Consider the following 15,899-nt stretch of genomic DNA (forward strand, 5'->3'; position numbering starts at 1 on the left):
CGCCGCGAAGCGCCTGCTCTGGCAAAATTCGGCGCATGACTTCTTCTCCCAATCTCGACCAAATGACTCCCGACCAACTGCGTGCCTTAGCTGCGCAATTGCTCTCGCAAGTCGAAACAATGGGTAAGACGGTCGAAACCATGGGCAAGAAGATCAACCGCGATCAGACGGTGATCGAGAAGCTGACCTTCGAAATTGCGCAGCTCAAGCGCTTGAAATTTGCCAAGCGCAGCGAGCAGATGAATCCTGAGCAGGCCAGTTTGCTCGATGACCTGATCGATACAGATATCGCAGCGATTGAAGCAGAGCTTCAGGCCTTGCAAACAGTGCCAGCGGCGACCGAGAAAAAGCAGAAGCCCAAGCGCACTGCATTGCCGGCTGAGTTTCCACGCACACTGATCCATCACGAACCTGACAACACTCACTGCCCATGCGGCTGCGCGCTGAAACGCATCGGTGAAGATGTCAGTGAGAAGTTGGATTACACACCGGGCGTGTTCACCGTCGAGCGTCATGTACGTGGCAAATGGGTCTGCGATGACTGCGAAACGCTTATCCAGGCACCGGTTCCGGCTCAGATCATCGACAAGGGCATCCCAACCGCTGGGCTGCTGGCCCACGTCATGATTGCCAAGTTTGCTGACCATTTACCGCTTTACCGTCAGGAATCGATCTTCGGTCGAGCGGGCCTGGCGATTCCACGCTCAACCTTGGCCGAATGGGTTGGCGTGACTGGGGTTCAGTTGCAGCCGCTGGTCGATGCGCTGCGCGAAGTGGTACTCGGGCAGCAGATTATTCATGCCGATGAAACACCCGTGCAAATGCTCATGCCGGGAACAAAGAAAACCCACCGTTCCTATGTTTGGGCCTACGCCACCAGCCAGTTCTCGGATGTGGCAGCGGTGGTTTATGACTTCAGCCCCAGCCGTGCCGGAGAGCATGCTCGCAACTTCCTGCAAGGCTGGAGGGGCAAGCTGGTCTGTGACGATTTTGGCGGTTACAAAGCCAGCTTCGAACTCGGCGTGACCGAAATCGGCTGCATGGCCCATGCACGGCGCAAATTCTTCGAGCTGCACGCTACGAATAAAAGCACGCTTGCTGAGCAAGCCCTGCGCTATATCCAGTTGTTGTACGAAATCGAGAGCGAAGTCCGCGATCTGGAGCCGGATTTACGGCGGCGAATACGGAAAGAAAAAGCCGTCCCGGTAATGGACATGCTACATGTCTGGATGAGCGCCCAGCGCGACCTTGTGCCCGAAGGCTCAGCCATCAGCAAAGCACTCGATTACAGCCTGAAACGCTGGGCAGCGCTGTCGCGCTACCTCGATGACGGGGCTGTACCCATAGACAACAATTGGGCAGAGAACCAGATCCGACCATGGGCTCTTGGACGCAAGAACTGGCTCTTCGCAGGGTCGCTACGCAGCGGAAAGCGGGCGGCGGCGATCATGAGTTTGATCCAGTCTGCGCGGCTCAACGGTCATGATCCGTATGCCTATTTGAAGGACGTGCTCACACGCCTGCCGACGCAGCGGGCGAGTGAAATCGATCATTTGCTGCCGCATATTTGGCAACCGGTCTAATTGCGTAAGACGTGATGCTCGGATGCAAACGTTCAGTTGCGCCCAGTAAGCAGCGATGATGTCATATTGGACAAGCACGCTTATCGTGAGAAATTGGAACAGCCTTACGAGGTTGTGCCCGATACAGTTACATCAGAGCTCTTCCTTTGCCTCGGCGAACTGGCGCACGGCGTCGACTACTTGCCGTGCTCCGCTCTGAATTTCCTCTATCACAAAGCCGGCTTGGCTGACCAAATCGACGCCTTGATCGACCTTTTGGCGACTAGCCTGCATGCTCTCCACAGCATCCTGCGCTAGTTCATGGTTGCGCTTCACAACATCGACGATTTCCACGGTGGCCTGCGCCGTGCGGGCTGCAAGGTTTCGTACTTCATCGGCGACCACCGCAAAACCTCGGCCTTGTTCACCCGCCCTTGCAGCTTCGATAGCAGCATTTAGAGCAAGTAGGTTGGTCTGCTCGGCGATACCTCGGATGGTCTGCACGATGCTGCGGATCATCTCTGACTGCTGATTGACTGCAGTGATGCCTTCAGCCGCTCGTGAGAGCTCGGCTGCTATGCCTTGTACCACCTCGACCGTTTCACTAATGACCTCGGCACCATGGCGAGCGCTTCTGTCCGTCTGCTGGGATATATTGTAGGCGAACGTGGCTGCATCGGATTCTGCCTGCTGCTGGCGCACTTGGGACGTAATATCACGGGCAAACTTAACTACTTTGTAAAGCCGGCCACTGGCATCGAATACCGGGTTGTAGGTTGCGCTCAGCCAGACGGTATCGCCATGCCGGTTGAGTCGCTGGAAGCGTCCAGAGAAGAACTCACCACGGTTCAGTCGCTCCCAGAAATCGCGGTATTCAGGAGAGTCCGCTTCACCTCGTGTGCAGAACATGCGGTGGTGCTTTCCCCGAATCTCATCCAGGCGATAGCCCATGGCCTGCTCGAAGTTTTCGTTGGCGTCGAGAACCTCACCTTTCAAGTTAAAGGAAATCGCAGCCATCGAGCGACTGATGGCCTGAACCATGCTGCTCTGCTCCTGCTCACGGATCACCTGAGTAGTAATGTCGGTGGCCAGCTTCAGCACGCCTTCGACGCGACCATCGGCGCCTCGGATAGGGTTGTAGCTGGCTTCGAGCCAGACCTCCAGGCCTTGCTTATTACGCCTCAGGAAACGTTCACGTATGTACTCGCCACCAGCCAGGCGCTGCCAGAACTTACGATAGTCGGCACTCGCCTGGTAATCAGGAAAACAGAAAATACGATGGTGCTGTCCGACGATCTCCTCCAGTCGGTAGCCCATGGTGGTAAGAAGGTTCTCATTGGCACCTATGATGGTGCCATCGGGTTTAAATTCAATTGTTGCCGTCGAACGGTCAACGGCCACGGCCCTTGCTTCTGCGGCCTGAAGCTTTTGCAGAGCCTCAGCCAAGGTCTGCTTGATTGCCTTGTTGAACATTGATTAGCCTTAGAGTGAATTTTACTATCGGACGAATGAGGAGAAGCCGTAAATCCCAATTCGAATGTTTAACTGATGCTTAAATCAGGTGATGTAGCGGGTCTGCAAATTGCACCAGCAAGCACCAACTTGAATCTATGGCTTGTGCAGTATCACGCTAGAGTCTTGGTCGCGCTTAAGCTTTCCAGCATCCTCTCTGCGCTCATCGGCTTGCCCAGCAGGTAACCTTGCAAAATGTCGCAACCCAACTCGGTAAGCATCTGTTGTTGTTCAGCGGTTTCCACACCCTCTGCAACGATCCTCAGCCCCAGCGTTTTACCGAGCGCTACTATGGCCGAAACGATAGCCGCGTCATCGTTACACTTAGCCAGCTCGGTGATAAAACCTCGGTCGATCTTCAGTTCGTTGGCTGGTAGGCGCTTAAGATAAAGCAGGCTGGAATAACCGGTACCAAAGTCGTCGATGGAGATATTCACGCCCAATGCTGCCAATTGATCAAGAACAATCAAAGCAGCTTCAGCGTCCCGCATCGCCGTAGATTCGGTAACTTCCAGTGTCAGGAAACGGGGGGGCAGGCCACTGCTTTGCAGGGCATTGCGCACGACATCAACGAGCTTTGCATGGGCCAGTTGTACCGTCGAAATGTTGACCGCAATACTCCATTCGTCTTTACCTTCGCCTAACGCTTGCCATTCGGCCATCTGCCGGCACGCCTCATGGATTACCCAGCTACCGATTGGCACGATCAATCCAGTACGCTCTGCCAAGGGCAGGAAACGGACGGGCGGCACCAAGCCCAAACCTGGCTTGTTCCAACGCAGTAAAGCTTCAACGCCGATCATAGGGCCATTTGGGGCGAGCATCTTCGGCTGGAAGTGCAGGATAAATTCATTCCGATCCAGTGCGCACCGCAGATCCTGTTGCATTTCCAACTGCAGGTGAGCGTTAACGTTCATAGCTTTTTCAAAGAAGCAGTAGCCATCGCGGCCCTGCTCCTTGGCGTGGTACATAGCCGCATCGGCATTGACCATCAGCTCATGCTCGGTTAGGCCATTTTCTGGGAATATAGCGATACCGATGCTAGCGGACACATGCACTGTCTGCCGCCCAAGTACGTAAGGTAATCGAATATTTTCCACCAAGCGTTGCGCCAACATCGCAGCGTCTTCAGGTTCGCCGGGATCGATAAGCAGAACGAACTCGTCGCCTCCGAGGCGAGCCACCGTATCTTCGCCGCGTTTGGCGTCGTTGATTCGCTTTGCTACTTGCAGAAGCAACTGGTCGCCAGTGTGATGACCGTAAGTATCGTTAACAGCTTTGAAACCATCCAGATCCATGAAGAGTACGGCAAAGTGGCTCTTCTGCCTGATGGCTTTATGAATCGCTTGCTGAAGACGGTCGTTTAGGAGGATACGGTTAGGGAGGCGAGTAAGATTGTCGTGAAGAGCTAGCTGCACCAGTTCACTGTTTGCGAGGTCAAGGGAGCTGGCAAGTATGCTGGTGCGGACGTCAAGCATTGATACGATCAAGGCAATAGCGCAGACAGCCAGCGTGATCAGAATCACCAAAACCATTAGCCAGTTGCTATCAATGCCTGCATTGACCGCTCCGCACACGCTCCCGATAGGAAATTGGGCAGCCGCCATTCCGGTATAGTGCATTCCAACAATGGCACACCCCATAATTAACGAGGCGCCGATGCGTGTACGATTGATGTACTGACCTTCGCCACGCATGCGGAAAGCGATCCACAAAGCCACGCCCGAAGCAAGGATAGCAATCAGCACCGATAGCGCGAACAACGACGGAACGTATTCCACTACAGGATTCATCAGCAGCGCCGCCATTCCAACGTAGTGCATGGATGCAATTCCGATACCCATGAGCACCGCACCAAGCAGCAAACGCGGCAGTGGCATTTCCGTCTGGCATGCTAGCCACAAAGCAAAGGCGGAGGAGGCGATGGCGATCAACAACGATAAGCCAGTCAGCGTCAGGTCGTAACCCAGCTCGATGGGCAGTTGGAAGGCCAACATGCCAATAAAATGCATCGACCAGAGGCCCGTGCCCATGGCGGAAGATCCACCGGCAAGCCAAAGTGCCGATGCTTTGCCTTCGGTACGGGTGACTCGACCAGTCATGTCCAGCGCGGTATAAGACGCCAGGATCGCTACGGCGAAGGAAAACAGCACATACACGCTGTTATAGCTGCTTACTAGCATTGAAACCCCGAAGGTTGAATTTGGCTCCTCTGGGCCATCGGCGGCACGAGCAGTTTCTGAAGAGTACGCTTCATCCTATCGTCAAAAATTTTACAAAAAAAAGCGTCATGCCAGCCTTGCGACTTCCACGGGCACGCTTACGGCTGAATGCGATGCTGGCAATTGTAGTGCCGTGCTGGGCACCCATATTGAATGACCTGGGCTTTGAAGGCCTTGGAATAGGAACCGAGTGTTGGCTGCATGAAATACCCGTTTAAAGGCTAGATCTGGTGCTCACTTAAATTTGAGTGCACTCGATGTCTTGGCTTTGCGGGGCTGGGTAGATGACATGGCCGGACGGTTACGGCACACCGCGAACTGAGCCAGCTTGCCCGCGCTTCCGGGCTGATACCACGGCTCCCTGCGGAAGGTCTCAGACTCGAACCGATCCTTGTCTATGGTTTTGCTTTCAGTGTCTTCAATGCGGAGCTTGTACACATCCATCTTTGCCAAAACCGTATCAATAGAGGGTTTATTGATCGTACCCAGCGAAGTTCGGTAGCAGGAAGGCCTATCTGCCCCTTAGGTGGTCACCCTCCGGTGGCAGGCCTTGCCAGAAGCATGGGATTACCCCGTAAGGAGTCTGTGAGCCCCAGAAACAACTAACCCCCTGGTGCGCAGTGCAGGTCTGGGACCCGCCCGAGGCGTGGAGGCTATTCTTGTAGAGAAAATAACACCTGCCACGGAACGGATCAGTTGGTAGGCAGACCAGCCGTCAGCTATGGCCCAGCACCGTCGATCAAGGCCGCTCAATCAGCAAATCGTCGTCTTCTATGGCGTCTCCAAAACTGAACCAGTCGTGCAGGCTGTAATGCACGAAGTCTTCATCCTCCGCATCGAGCATAGTGAAATTCTGCAATACCGTGACATCCGCCCCCGAAGTACAGCCCCTCGTTGAGGTTTACGAAATGCTCCAGCAATTCGTTCAGCTGATCATGCAACTGACTTGTAAGCCTGGCGTGCTCTCGCTTGGTCTAAAAACGGAACATCACTTCATGCGCTTCGGGCGGGGCGCGAACTGGTCCCCAAGTTCTGCTTTTTTGAGGCATCCACTGGGTAAGCCGGCCACATGATTCGGAGGTGCAGATGTCAAGGCTCGGTAACCGACTTAGACGGTGAGACAGGCGTCGCGATCCCGGATCGAATGGCTTCGGCAGTAGGAGGGGGGGTGATCCAGTGGAGCATGAGACCAGCCAGGATGCTTGCGAGGGTGTTTACTGAGATTGTGACGAGAGCATTGCGCATTTTGGAGCGTCCGTTTCTGAAGTGGACCTCTATTTAATGCGCATAAATGGTGTGTCATTACCACCTACCAAAAAAATCGTCGCGCCCCAGAATGGGAATTCGCATTTGGCGACGATTCACGTTTATGCTCCTGCCACAGGTCGACTACAGCACAGTCAGTTGGCTAACCAGGACTCAACCACCTCGGCACCGTACTCTGCCTTCCAGGCCTTCAGAGTGCGCTGATTGCCCCCCTTCGTCTCAACGACTTCTCCGCTATGCGGGTTCTTGTAGGTTTTCACTACTCGTGGTTTCCGTGCAGGTTTTTGTGCAATAGATCCGGAATCTACGGGCTGCGGATCAATGATCTGGATCACGTGACGCAGGCTGTAGCCGTAATCGTTGAGCAGGTTGCGGAGCTTCGTTTCGAATTCCATTTCCTGCTTCAGGGCGGAATCATTCTTCAGTGCTTCCAGTTCGGCGAGCTGCGCGGCGAGCTGTTGTTCGAGAAGGCGAAATTCAGCGAGACGGGACATGAGATTCTCCAAGAAGTGGCCTGAGATTTTATCAGGCTAGACAGAAAGCGTGCTAAGTATCTTGTGGCCTAAACAGCCCTGCAATAGAGCAAAATCCAGTCCCCCCATTGGCGCTTGGGCAATCGCTTCGCGGCATTAGCAGGTGGTGATCAGCTCTGGTGTGAGGTTTTGCTTGAGTCCGGGAAGGCCGTTGCAAGGTCCATGCGTTCAGCTTCTTGAGTGATTTGAGCGAGTAACTCTGCCACTGCTCGGTTCTCTTTGAGGGCATAGCTCCCAACCAGTAATGTGATCGGATGAACTCCCAGCACTGGTGCGATGGTGTCCAGTTTCTCGATGGTCGGGACGTATCGTCCCCTTTCCAGCGTGCTGATGTAGGTACGACTGCTCACCGTCGCGAAGTCTTCTTGGGTCAGCTTTTGCTGGACTCGCATCCACTTCAGAACCCGACCGAATGCCTGTCTCAATTCCACTTTGCATCTTCCGCAAAAGGAAAGATGAGGCACCCGTGAACAGTATATGACTACAATGTATGCTGTTCATTTGAGAGGGGGTCATGATGTTTATCACCAACCGATGGGCAGAGGTGGATCGCTCCTTCGCCTGGCTGGCTGAGGATCAGCAGGCTTGGCATTTCGTGGAGCAACGGCTGTCATCGCCATGGATTCACATCACGGTGACGAGGGAGCGGGGAGAGGACACGTGTGTGGAGGTCTTCTTTCTGGAGGACATGCGTGGGCTGGAGCAGTTCACGCGTTTAACCCTGAATGGTGCCGTTGAGTTATCCCTTCAGATTGTTACTCCCGGGTGGATGAACGGTAGTAGCGGGTGGGCGATGGAGCATCTGGAGGTCATTCATGAAAGCGAGGATCGTTTGTACAGGTGTTACACCGTTCAAGGCGGTCGTCGGTATTACCAGCCTAACAGCTCCGAGTGCCGTGAGTATGGCTTCTTCAAGGAACTTTACAGACGAGGATAGCTGGTGAGTCAGCTCGTGGTATCTTCGAAGTATCGTCTTGGGTCAATTGCATCCTCGGTCATTAGCTGAGCGGCTTTGACGATTGTCTGAATTAATCGATTGTTCTCCATGCGTGCTTTTTGTAGCTGTGCTTCGAGAGCATAAATTCTCGCATCACTATTTTTACGCCCGACCTTTTTGAAGTCTTTAAGATGGGTCTGAGTGGCCGTATATAAAGATCGTATTTCCTCATCTCTCCAGAGCGTTTGACGACTAACACCCGCCTGCTGGGCAAGGCCACTTTGGGTGAGCGGTTCCTGAACCCGTCCGGCCTCATATTCGGCGAGAATGGACCGCACGTGGTCCTTCCATTTTTTTTCCTGCTTCATGATGAAGCCTTCTTAGGTTTTGAGTAAGCTTCTAAGGCCGTTTTGCAGCTCGTAACCATATCCATCACAAACAGAACGTGCTGATCGAAAGCGTGAGTATTATCGAGCTCAGCCTCAATACTAGACGTGATGTCAGTTTGGTTGTCAAAAATTGCCCTCAAAATTTTCTCGTACTCGCTGAGTAAGCTCTCGATAGCGGCCTTTGCTTCCAGATCATCAGGGTTCAGGTGAAAGGATTTACATCCAGAATCTGTACCGAAGCCTCTGATACACATGAGGCCCCTGTCGCACGGACTGATATAGAGCTCACGTGTACACCCGCCCCAAGGCGTTAGGTTGAGAATGCTGAGTTTCTCGATGATCATCTCTTCGATTTGTTCGTCAGCGATTGACTCCTCCCGCCATCGGATTACTAGCCTGCCCAAAAAGTCTGGGGGAGGGTCAACGGCCAAGTATAAAGATCTCACATATTCTGCTCGCTCTTTGGCAGTACGGTAGTCATATTGACGGCTTTGGCGTGGGGTTCGCCCCATCCATAGGTCCACAGCTGTTTCAGAGGGACCAGAACGAAGAATTGCCGTGGTAACCCAACGACGGATTTGATGAGGAGTGATGGAAAAGATTTCACCGTCTTGCCCTCGTAGGTCAAGGCGCTGAAAGATTGTTTTTTTTGAGAAGTTCGAAGAGAGATAGTTGTAGAGATCGGCTCTAAATAGGGGGCGGGGGATGATCCCTAGCTCAGATATCGAGTCAAACTGGTTTTCCCAGATTACAAGTAAGTTGTCACTCAGCTTGCTAGGATAACCTTTGGCAGTGTGCTTCGCATGATAAGGTGCTTCACTTCCATCACCAGGCATTGAAAATTGTTCTTCAAAATGGCGTCGCAGGTGAAATCTGTATTTATCTTCTAAAAGGCGCTTGAGCAGTCTGATATCTATGACCAGGGATGGTACTCCCGCCCCGAATCCTCTTTGAGATAACATAAGTTCTCTGATGCTTGCCCACTCATTCCGGATGTCGAAGAGTTGCGCATGTGAAGGATTGTTTCCAGGCTTGAAAAGCCCGTCGTGAACCATTCCCTTGAGAAAGGTGCGCAGGTGATCTACAAACCATTTGCTCTTTTTTACTGACGCCTCGGAGGATTTTGTGTGTTTTGCAATGTCAATGACGGATACGCTATAACAGTTCTTTTTGTACTCATTGAGAAAATTAGACCAATCCCAATTATGCATTCGTTCATCTATCCAAATTGCGATTCGAGCGGCCGTTATTCTAGGGAGTTCAACGCTGCTGCTGTAAAATCGCCCACCACTGTAGAGCTCTTTTGGAGATACGGGGAAGCACTTACATATCTCCTCAACAAAGTAGTGATGTTCTACGGGCAGATCCAACGATGAGAGTTGATCCACCGCGCCGGGATCTAACGGATGGTTAGCGCGATAGGCTGCGAGTGCTTTATCTATAAATGAGAAACCATTGGTTTCAATGTCAAGAGCACGCTCTCTAGCATCCTGAGTGACAGCCAGCAAGTACTCGTACGCTTCGGTGAGTGGTGCGCTCCATAGGTCTGCGACGGGTACGGCGTTGGGGATGCAGTTTTTTTCTACAGGCACTCGTACGAACGTCGTGTGAGTGTTGGGATCTTGGAAAAGGCAACTCTTTGGAAGATTCGCGATCTCACCAACTCTCAAACCGAGCGCCATTCCAAAGCAGGTCGCCTCAAGTCGAATTCTATCGAAGCCCGCAGTTGGCTCCAAATGTGGGTTCTGCTTGATCAACCACCTGGCTTGTGCAATCCCTTTGTGCAAGTCAGAAGAGTATAGATTTTCTTCTCTTTGCTGAAACTCTCGTGATGTGAGTTCAAGCGCACTATGAGTCGGGTTGGGTATCCCAGTTTGCCATTTGATAAACCTATCGACGAATCGCAGCAGTACTCCATCGACCATTACGCTAAGTTGGTTGAGGAAATCAACAAATGCCTTGAGGGCATTTGCTCTATGGTAAATGGTAGAGTCTGAACGTCCATGCCTGATCGAGTCTACGGTGCGGTCGAAGACTTTGCGCGTTATGTCGCTCCACTCAATGTTTTCGCTATCCATTACTGCGGATAGATGCCTAATCGAGGCCATTCTGCCGATAATCAGCTCTGCTGACGGATGTGCCAGAATTTCTTTAACTATAAAGCAGCGCGCAAGCTTGCCAATCACTAGCGGGAGAGGGGGTTGGTCTTGATTTCGCCTGTTGAGAGGATCGAGTGATGTGAAGGGAATATTACTCGATCGATACTGCCATACCTTGCCCTCGAAATCTCCTGCTACTAATCCGTTGGCCTTGAGGTCATTAAATTGTTGCTCTGCATGTTTGTATCGGTCGTCTAAGACCATCATTGATATGCTCATTCTTTCAACTCCTTCACAGCAATGATTACTGACTTAGCGCCGTGAATTGCTGCTTCGACCTGTTGGGCCATAGCGCCAGTGGAATTGCTCCCGAGCATCTGCTGGAATTTAGTGATGTCTGCTAAAGCCCCTTCATGATTAGCATGACGGCTAGGTCTGAATTTAGGGCATGCATAGCAAGTGACCGTCGGGTGGTAAGGACATGGCTCTTCAGAATTGCATGATCCTAAGCCACTTATTGGCCTTAGCGCGGATCTGTCAGGGATTTCTTCCATGAATTTGCCGCACCACATCTGCACGGCTGCATTGATCTCCGGGCTTGCCATGTGGGTCGTATTTATGAACTCTTGCAGCTCAAGGTTGTAATGGAAGTAGTGCTTTATAGAGTTCAGATTTGAATGATCTAAAGCTTCAGCGACCTCTTCAGGGGATGCACCGGAAAGAACCATTGAAGTAGCCTTGGTCCTGCGCAGTCGGTACGCGGTGATCCGCATGAAGGGCTCTGTTTTTTGTATGGGTCGATGAGGGTCTGGTAACTGGAGTATCCAAGTGAGAGATGTTAGCGCATAACTTATTCTATGGTTGTCGAGATGTAATGTGAATGGTGTCAGCTTGGGGTTGGTGAGGAAGCGTAAAAGGCGGTTTTCGGTTGTGTACGCCGAGGGAAACAACGGCGTAGGAAGTACTGGAGTGCTTATTCCATGCCTGGCACATATCGCGTTGATTTCCTTCGATGCGGCATTGCATTGGGTCTCAGCTAAAGTGCACTGAAGTTCTACTGCCTCTGCAGTATCGTTAGCGATGTAACGTTTTACCAGGTTGCTCGGATGCCTCCTGAGCCTTGAACGTCTAATTCCTTTAACACTCGGCACCTTTACAAAGGGGCCGCCCTCATCGATCCCGAAGTCAGTAACCTGCATTAGGGCCAACTGTATAGGGCGAAGAGCCCAGTCGCGACAGAGCAAAAAAAGCGTGCGTTGGGCATGAGTGATGAGCGGATTGTTGGCAAGCTTCATCTCAATGTTCGCGAGTTGTACGCGAGTGAAAGGGCCAAAGTCATCATCTCGCATCGTGACTAAATGCCTGTTATCATGCGCCTTTACTGTAAGCTGTGATAGTTCAAGGCTGTCATGTTCGTTGAAGCCTGGGACTTCTTCATCCAAGCACCATCGATAAAATACTCGAAGAGCAACTAGCTCCTCATACCAGCTTGATGCTTTTAATCGAGTGCATTCACGTACAGCAAATGTCGATAACCTATTGCCAATAGTATCCGCGTCATTTCCCGAAAATTTATGCTGGGCCAGAAGCCGCTGGACGACAATCAGAGGCCTAAGGTCGATGTGGGTTTGGAGTCTGTCGATGAACCACCCTCTGAGTAGCCACTCAACTAACAAGTTAGAATGTAGGGGCTTGCTCCACGCAATATTCATCGGAGCACACCCGACAATCTCTACCGTTATTCTCTCAACCCACGCATCATTGTTGTGAATTGTTATAGCCTGACCGAAGGTGGATTTGACTGTGGAAGGAAAGGCATCGGCCTCGATGCCGAAGCGACATTCAATCTCGGCTACGAGTTCGGCAGGCGAAATTTTAATCATCTTCATTGCCTCGAAAATTTGAGCTGTCTGAGCTTCTGATTATTTCGCCGAGCCGATCAGATATGGCCTGTCGAGAGTAGCGCTGAACACTTTCGCTGCTGGGGCTCCATCCGCCCAGATACGCCAGAGCATCTTTTACATTAATGCTGTTGGCGCCACTTTTTTCAAACTTTTTGCGAGCTATATTTGCCCCTGTCGCCCTCAAGCCGTGCGGATGAATTCGTGTTGAAAAGTTTGGCAAGCCGAGGCTGGCTGCAACGGTACGAAGAATGGTGTTTACGGTTCGCGCAGATAGCCGTCTCCCGTCACGGGAACTCACGAATAGGGCTGTACAAGGTCTTTTTGGTTTGATCAGTTTAGGGCGATGATCGGAAATGTATTCGTTCAGAACCGCGGCTACCGATGCGGTTATGGGGACTATCCGACCGCGCGTCTTGAGACTAGCCCCGTCCAGTCTCCGCTCCCTGTTGATATCGCTTGGGCGCTTGATGCGTATTGTAGGTGAGGGACCAAGGTCAACGTCGTCGAGTTCTATGAGAACCACTTCGCCACGCCTGGCAAGTGTTTCAAGCATTACTAAGAACAGACAGTAATTGCGTGCCTGTATCTGTTTACTTTGGAATGGGTTCCTAAAGTCATCAGGACTGAGCACCCCTTTGAATAAGGCTTGTCCGCCGGAGTCAAGTGGCGTTGCTGGTAGCGGCGGTTCTGATTGATATGCAATCTTGGTGATTTTTTTTGAAGATTTCGCAGATTCTTGGCTTTGTTTTTTTCCGCTTGGCTTTGCTCAAGTAGACCTAGTCGATTGAGCTCAACGTAGTGCTCGAAGGAGAAATCTATGAATGATTTGACAGCTTCGAGTCGTCGGGTGCATGTCGATTGGCTCGCACCCGCACCGCGTTTGGTGGAGCAGAGGCGTTCGGCCAGCGATGTCAGTTCCGCTGAGCTGAACACCGCTAGGCGCTCAAGCTTCGCTTCCAGTGGAGAACCTCGGCTGAGAGCCCACTCGTACGCGATAGCGATGTCACGTAGGTAATTTTCGACGGTATTGAGACGCGATCTGTGGAGCAAATCCTCCGCCCAGAGGTTTGCTAGGATCACTGGAACCCCCTGCACCAGCAGGTATGGCCTGAGGCCGCTGGAGGCAGTACGAATCATTCGGATCTCGCAGAAAGGGACGTCTGGCATCGGTAGCTCCAGATCTGCAACGTTTCCGAACATATACCATAAGTGCCATTACAACCATCCTTCAGGCAACAACGAGCCGAGCCAGGATGATGTGCATTTGACCCTGTCGTTGAAGCGGGGGCTGGCGTTGATCGATGTGCGGGTGCTGGATCACATCATCATCGGTGACGGGGAGCCGCTGTCGATGGTCGAGCATGGGTGGATTGTGGCTTAGGCACTTGTGCTGTCTGTCCCGGCCTTTTCGCGGGTAAACCCGCTCCTACAGGAATAGTGCCATGTTGAAAGTTGGCGAGGTCCCTGTGGGAGCGGGCAAGCCCGCGAAGAGGCCGGTGCAGGCTTATTTGTTCACTGATACCTTGCTGAAATCCAACCGCCCGAACGGGCTCACCTGGTACCCCTCGACCCCCTGGCGCAGCAGCGTCGCCGCTGTCGGGTGCGCCAGCGGCACCCACAGCGCCTGCTGCTGGATCAGCGTCTGTGCCTGCTGATAAAGCCGGCTGCGCACACTCTGGTCGTTGGTGGTGCGTCCGGCGCTGATCAGCTGGTCCAGGCGGCTGTCGCAGAAGCGTGCGAAGTTGGTCCCCGACTGCACCGCCGCGCAGGAAAACTGCGGGCTGAGGAAGTTGTCCGGGTCGCCGTTGTCACCCGCCCAACCCATGAACAGCAGGTCATGCTCGCCCGCCTTGGCGCGGCGGATCAGCTCGCCCCACTCGATCACGCGGATCTCGGCCTTGATGCCAATCTTGGCCAGGTCGGCCTGCAGCATCTGCGCACCGAGGCTGGGGTTGGGGTTGAGCAGGCTGCCCGACGGGCGGGTCCAGATCGTGGTGCTGAAGCCCTCGGCCAGGCCGGCCTTGGTCAGCAGGGCCTTGGCTTTCTTCAGGTCCAGCGGGTAGCCGGGCAGGTCCTTGGCGTAGCTCCAGGTATTGGGCGGGTAGGGTCCGTTGGCGGCCACCGCGGAGTCTTCGAATACGGCCTTGAGGTAGGCCTGTTTGTCGAAGGCCAGGTTGATGGCCTGGCGCACTTCCGTCTTGTCCAGCGGAGGGTGCTGGCTGTTGATGGCGACGAAGGCGGTCATGAACGCCGGGGTGGTGGCCACCTTGAGGTTGCCGTCCTTGCCGGCTTCGGCAATGTCCAGCGGCTTGGGCGACAACGCGACCTGGCACTCGCCGCGCTTGAGCTTCTGCAGGCGCACGTTGGCATCGGTGGTGATGGCGAAGATCAGCGGGTCGACCGCCGGCTTGCCGGCGAAGTAGTCAGGGTTGGCGCGATAGCGTACTACGGCGTCCTTCTGGAAGCGCTGGAAGATGAACGGCCCGGTGCCGATCGGCTGGCTGTTGAGCTTCTCCGGCGTGCCGGCCTTGAGCAGTTTGTCCGCGTACTCGGCGGAGTAGATCGATGCGAAGCCCATGCTCAACGTGGCCAGGAACGTGGCGTCCGGGTGGTTGAGGGTGAAGCGCACGGTGTTTGGCGCGGGTGCCTCGATCGCCTTGATCAGGCTGCCTAGTTGCAGCGACTGGGCATGCGGGTAGCCGCCCGGCGCGGTCTTGTGCCAGGCATGGGCGGGGTAGAGCATGCGCTGGAAGCTGAACAGCACATCGTCGGCGTTCAGTGGGCGGCTTGGCTTGAAGTAGGCGGTGGTGTGGAAGTTCACATCATCGCGCAGGGTGAAGTCGTAGATCAGGCCGTCGGCCGATACCGTCCAGCTGGCCGCCAGGCTCGGCACCACCTTGCCTTGCGCCGCGTCGAACTCCACCAGGCGGTTCATCAGCACATCGGCTGTGGCGTTGGTGGTGGTCAGTGAGTTGTACTGCACCACGTCGAAGCCTTCGGGGCTGGCCTCGCTGCAGACGCTCAGCGGGGCGGCCTGGGCAACGCTGGCGGCGATCAGGGCGCCTGCGGCGAACAAGGAGTTGAACAATAAGGAAAGGGCGGCGGCACGCATAGTGGCTCCTTGGCTGTCAGTGGCCCATCTGCCAGTGCAGTCTGGAAAAGGCCTACCCTAGTGTGCTCGTCGGGAAATGACCACACCCTTTTTTACAAAACTGTCGACGAGTGGTCGACGCTTACTGAGGCCCGCCGTTATGCTGGGCGACGCGCTCGGTCCCGGTAGCGGGGCTCCACGAATGTTCACGTCTAATATCACGATATGTTGTTGCGACGGAGTCTTTCTGGTATAAAGCAGCGCTCTTTTCTAGGGGCTCGGCCTGTCGCATCAGCGAATGCGGCCGATAAGACCTCCAGAATCACGGCGCCCAGGCGCCAAAGACTGAGAGATTAAGCGGCCAACCCATGCCGGGTTGGGCAT

Annotated in this window: 12 protein-coding genes and 2 pseudogenes; 3 read left to right on the forward strand and 11 right to left on the reverse strand. The window is 53.7% G+C overall.

Annotated elements, in window-relative coordinates:
- Positions 1 to 35 precede the first annotated feature (35 nt).
- Positions 36 to 1,583 carry an IS66 family transposase gene (tnpC, locus tag GYA95_RS24045; RefSeq protein ID WP_034128274.1) on the forward strand — a complete coding sequence of 516 codons (1,548 nt, stop codon included), beginning with the start codon at positions 36 to 38 and terminating at the stop codon, positions 1,581 to 1,583.
- Positions 1,584 to 1,715: 132 nt separating this feature from the next.
- On the opposite strand, the gene GYA95_RS28410 is transcribed toward tnpC, so the two are convergent.
- From GYA95_RS28410 to GYA95_RS24065, 5 genes and pseudogenes are all read right to left on the reverse strand, one after another.
- Entirely contained in the window at positions 1,716 to 2,264 is a 549-nt protein-coding gene (locus tag GYA95_RS28410; protein WP_226342901.1) for a methyl-accepting chemotaxis protein, read from the reverse strand.
- Positions 2,259 to 3,035 (reverse strand): annotated as a pseudogene (locus GYA95_RS28415) (PAS domain-containing protein); the annotation flags it as partial. The pseudogene GYA95_RS28415 and the gene GYA95_RS28410, both read right to left, overlap by 6 nt.
- Positions 3,036 to 3,187: 152 nt before the next feature.
- The gene (locus GYA95_RS24055) at positions 3,188 to 5,257 is read right to left on the reverse strand and encodes a putative bifunctional diguanylate cyclase/phosphodiesterase (protein WP_060501710.1); all 2,070 of its coding nucleotides are present in this window, start codon (positions 5,255 to 5,257) and stop codon (positions 3,188 to 3,190) included.
- Between the two features lie 1,439 nt (positions 5,258 to 6,696).
- Complete coding sequence (locus GYA95_RS24060; RefSeq protein ID WP_003253484.1) at positions 6,697 to 7,056, reverse strand: histone-like nucleoid-structuring protein, MvaT/MvaU family; 360 nt, start codon at positions 7,054 to 7,056, stop codon at positions 6,697 to 6,699.
- A gap of 149 nt (positions 7,057 to 7,205) precedes the next feature.
- On the reverse strand, positions 7,206 to 7,526 hold the full coding sequence (locus tag GYA95_RS24065) for a helix-turn-helix domain-containing protein (RefSeq protein ID WP_003253486.1): 321 nt from the start codon (positions 7,524 to 7,526) through the stop codon (positions 7,206 to 7,208).
- 83 nt (positions 7,527 to 7,609) lie between these two features.
- Here GYA95_RS24065 and GYA95_RS24070 point away from each other — a divergent pair, with 83 nt between their 5' ends.
- Positions 7,610 to 8,032: a hypothetical protein gene (locus GYA95_RS24070; RefSeq protein WP_003253488.1), complete on the forward strand. Its 423-nt coding sequence runs from the start codon at positions 7,610 to 7,612 to the stop codon at positions 8,030 to 8,032.
- Positions 8,033 to 8,040: 8 nt separating this feature from the next.
- Here the strand turns inward: GYA95_RS24070 and GYA95_RS24075 are convergent, their stop codons facing one another.
- The 5 genes from GYA95_RS24075 to GYA95_RS28075 are packed head-to-tail and all read right to left on the reverse strand — an operon-like array spanning position 8,041 to position 13,561.
- On the reverse strand, positions 8,041 to 8,400 hold the full coding sequence (locus GYA95_RS24075; RefSeq protein ID WP_003253491.1) for a hypothetical protein: 360 nt from the start codon (positions 8,398 to 8,400) through the stop codon (positions 8,041 to 8,043).
- Complete coding sequence (locus GYA95_RS24080; RefSeq protein WP_161551511.1) at positions 8,397 to 10,799, reverse strand: hypothetical protein; 2,403 nt, start codon at positions 10,797 to 10,799, stop codon at positions 8,397 to 8,399. The genes GYA95_RS24075 and GYA95_RS24080 overlap by 4 nt, the downstream gene beginning before the upstream one ends.
- Positions 10,796 to 12,403 (reverse strand): site-specific integrase, encoded by a 1,608-nt coding sequence (locus tag GYA95_RS24085; protein ID WP_003253494.1) that lies wholly within the window; start codon positions 12,401 to 12,403, stop codon positions 10,796 to 10,798. The genes GYA95_RS24080 and GYA95_RS24085 overlap by 4 nt, the downstream gene beginning before the upstream one ends.
- Entirely contained in the window at positions 12,396 to 12,977 is a 582-nt protein-coding gene (locus GYA95_RS28070; protein WP_232914252.1) for a tyrosine-type recombinase/integrase, read from the reverse strand. Before GYA95_RS28070 ends, GYA95_RS24085 begins: the two co-directional genes overlap by 8 nt.
- Before the next feature lie 2 nt (positions 12,978 to 12,979).
- Positions 12,980 to 13,561 carry a hypothetical protein gene (locus tag GYA95_RS28075; protein ID WP_238841727.1) on the reverse strand — a complete coding sequence of 194 codons (582 nt, stop codon included), beginning with the start codon at positions 13,559 to 13,561 and terminating at the stop codon, positions 12,980 to 12,982.
- A 79-nt stretch (positions 13,562 to 13,640) separates the two neighbouring features.
- Between GYA95_RS28075 and GYA95_RS24095 the strand changes: the two are divergent.
- Positions 13,641 to 13,805 (forward strand): annotated as a pseudogene (locus GYA95_RS24095) (JAB domain-containing protein); the annotation flags it as partial.
- Between the two features lie 123 nt (positions 13,806 to 13,928).
- Here the strand turns inward: GYA95_RS24095 and GYA95_RS24100 are convergent.
- Positions 13,929 to 15,536 (reverse strand): ABC transporter substrate-binding protein, encoded by a 1,608-nt coding sequence (locus tag GYA95_RS24100; RefSeq protein ID WP_015272327.1) that lies wholly within the window; start codon positions 15,534 to 15,536, stop codon positions 13,929 to 13,931.
- Positions 15,537 to 15,899: the final 363 nt, after the last annotated feature.

The sequence above is a fragment of the Pseudomonas asiatica genome (assembly GCF_009932335.1).
In the GTDB taxonomy this organism is placed as follows: domain Bacteria; phylum Pseudomonadota; class Gammaproteobacteria; order Pseudomonadales; family Pseudomonadaceae; genus Aquipseudomonas; species Aquipseudomonas asiatica.

What these genes read in the sequence shown, in the direction of transcription:
- tnpC (WP_034128274.1), top strand. Translation starts at nt 36, where the DNA reads ATGACTTCTTCTCCCAATCTCGACCAAATGACTCCCGACCAACTGCGT.
- GYA95_RS24055 (WP_060501710.1), bottom strand. Translation starts at nt 5,257, where the DNA reads ATGCTAGTAAGCAGCTATAACAGCGTGTATGTGCTGTTTTCCTTCGCC.
- GYA95_RS24060 (WP_003253484.1), bottom strand. Translation starts at nt 7,056, where the DNA reads ATGTCCCGTCTCGCTGAATTTCGCCTTCTCGAACAACAGCTCGCCGCG.
- GYA95_RS24070 (WP_003253488.1), top strand. Translation starts at nt 7,610, where the DNA reads ATGATGTTTATCACCAACCGATGGGCAGAGGTGGATCGCTCCTTCGCC.
- GYA95_RS24075 (WP_003253491.1), bottom strand. Translation starts at nt 8,400, where the DNA reads ATGAAGCAGGAAAAAAAATGGAAGGACCACGTGCGGTCCATTCTCGCC.
- GYA95_RS24080 (WP_161551511.1), bottom strand. Translation starts at nt 10,799, where the DNA reads ATGAGCATATCAATGATGGTCTTAGACGACCGATACAAACATGCAGAG.
- GYA95_RS24085 (WP_003253494.1), bottom strand. Translation starts at nt 12,403, where the DNA reads ATGATTAAAATTTCGCCTGCCGAACTCGTAGCCGAGATTGAATGTCGC.
- GYA95_RS28070 (WP_232914252.1), bottom strand. Translation starts at nt 12,977, where the DNA reads ATGCTTGAAACACTTGCCAGGCGTGGCGAAGTGGTTCTCATAGAACTC.
- GYA95_RS28075 (WP_238841727.1), bottom strand. Translation starts at nt 13,561, where the DNA reads ATGATTCGTACTGCCTCCAGCGGCCTCAGGCCATACCTGCTGGTGCAG.
- GYA95_RS24100 (WP_015272327.1), bottom strand. Translation starts at nt 15,536, where the DNA reads ATGCGTGCCGCCGCCCTTTCCTTATTGTTCAACTCCTTGTTCGCCGCA.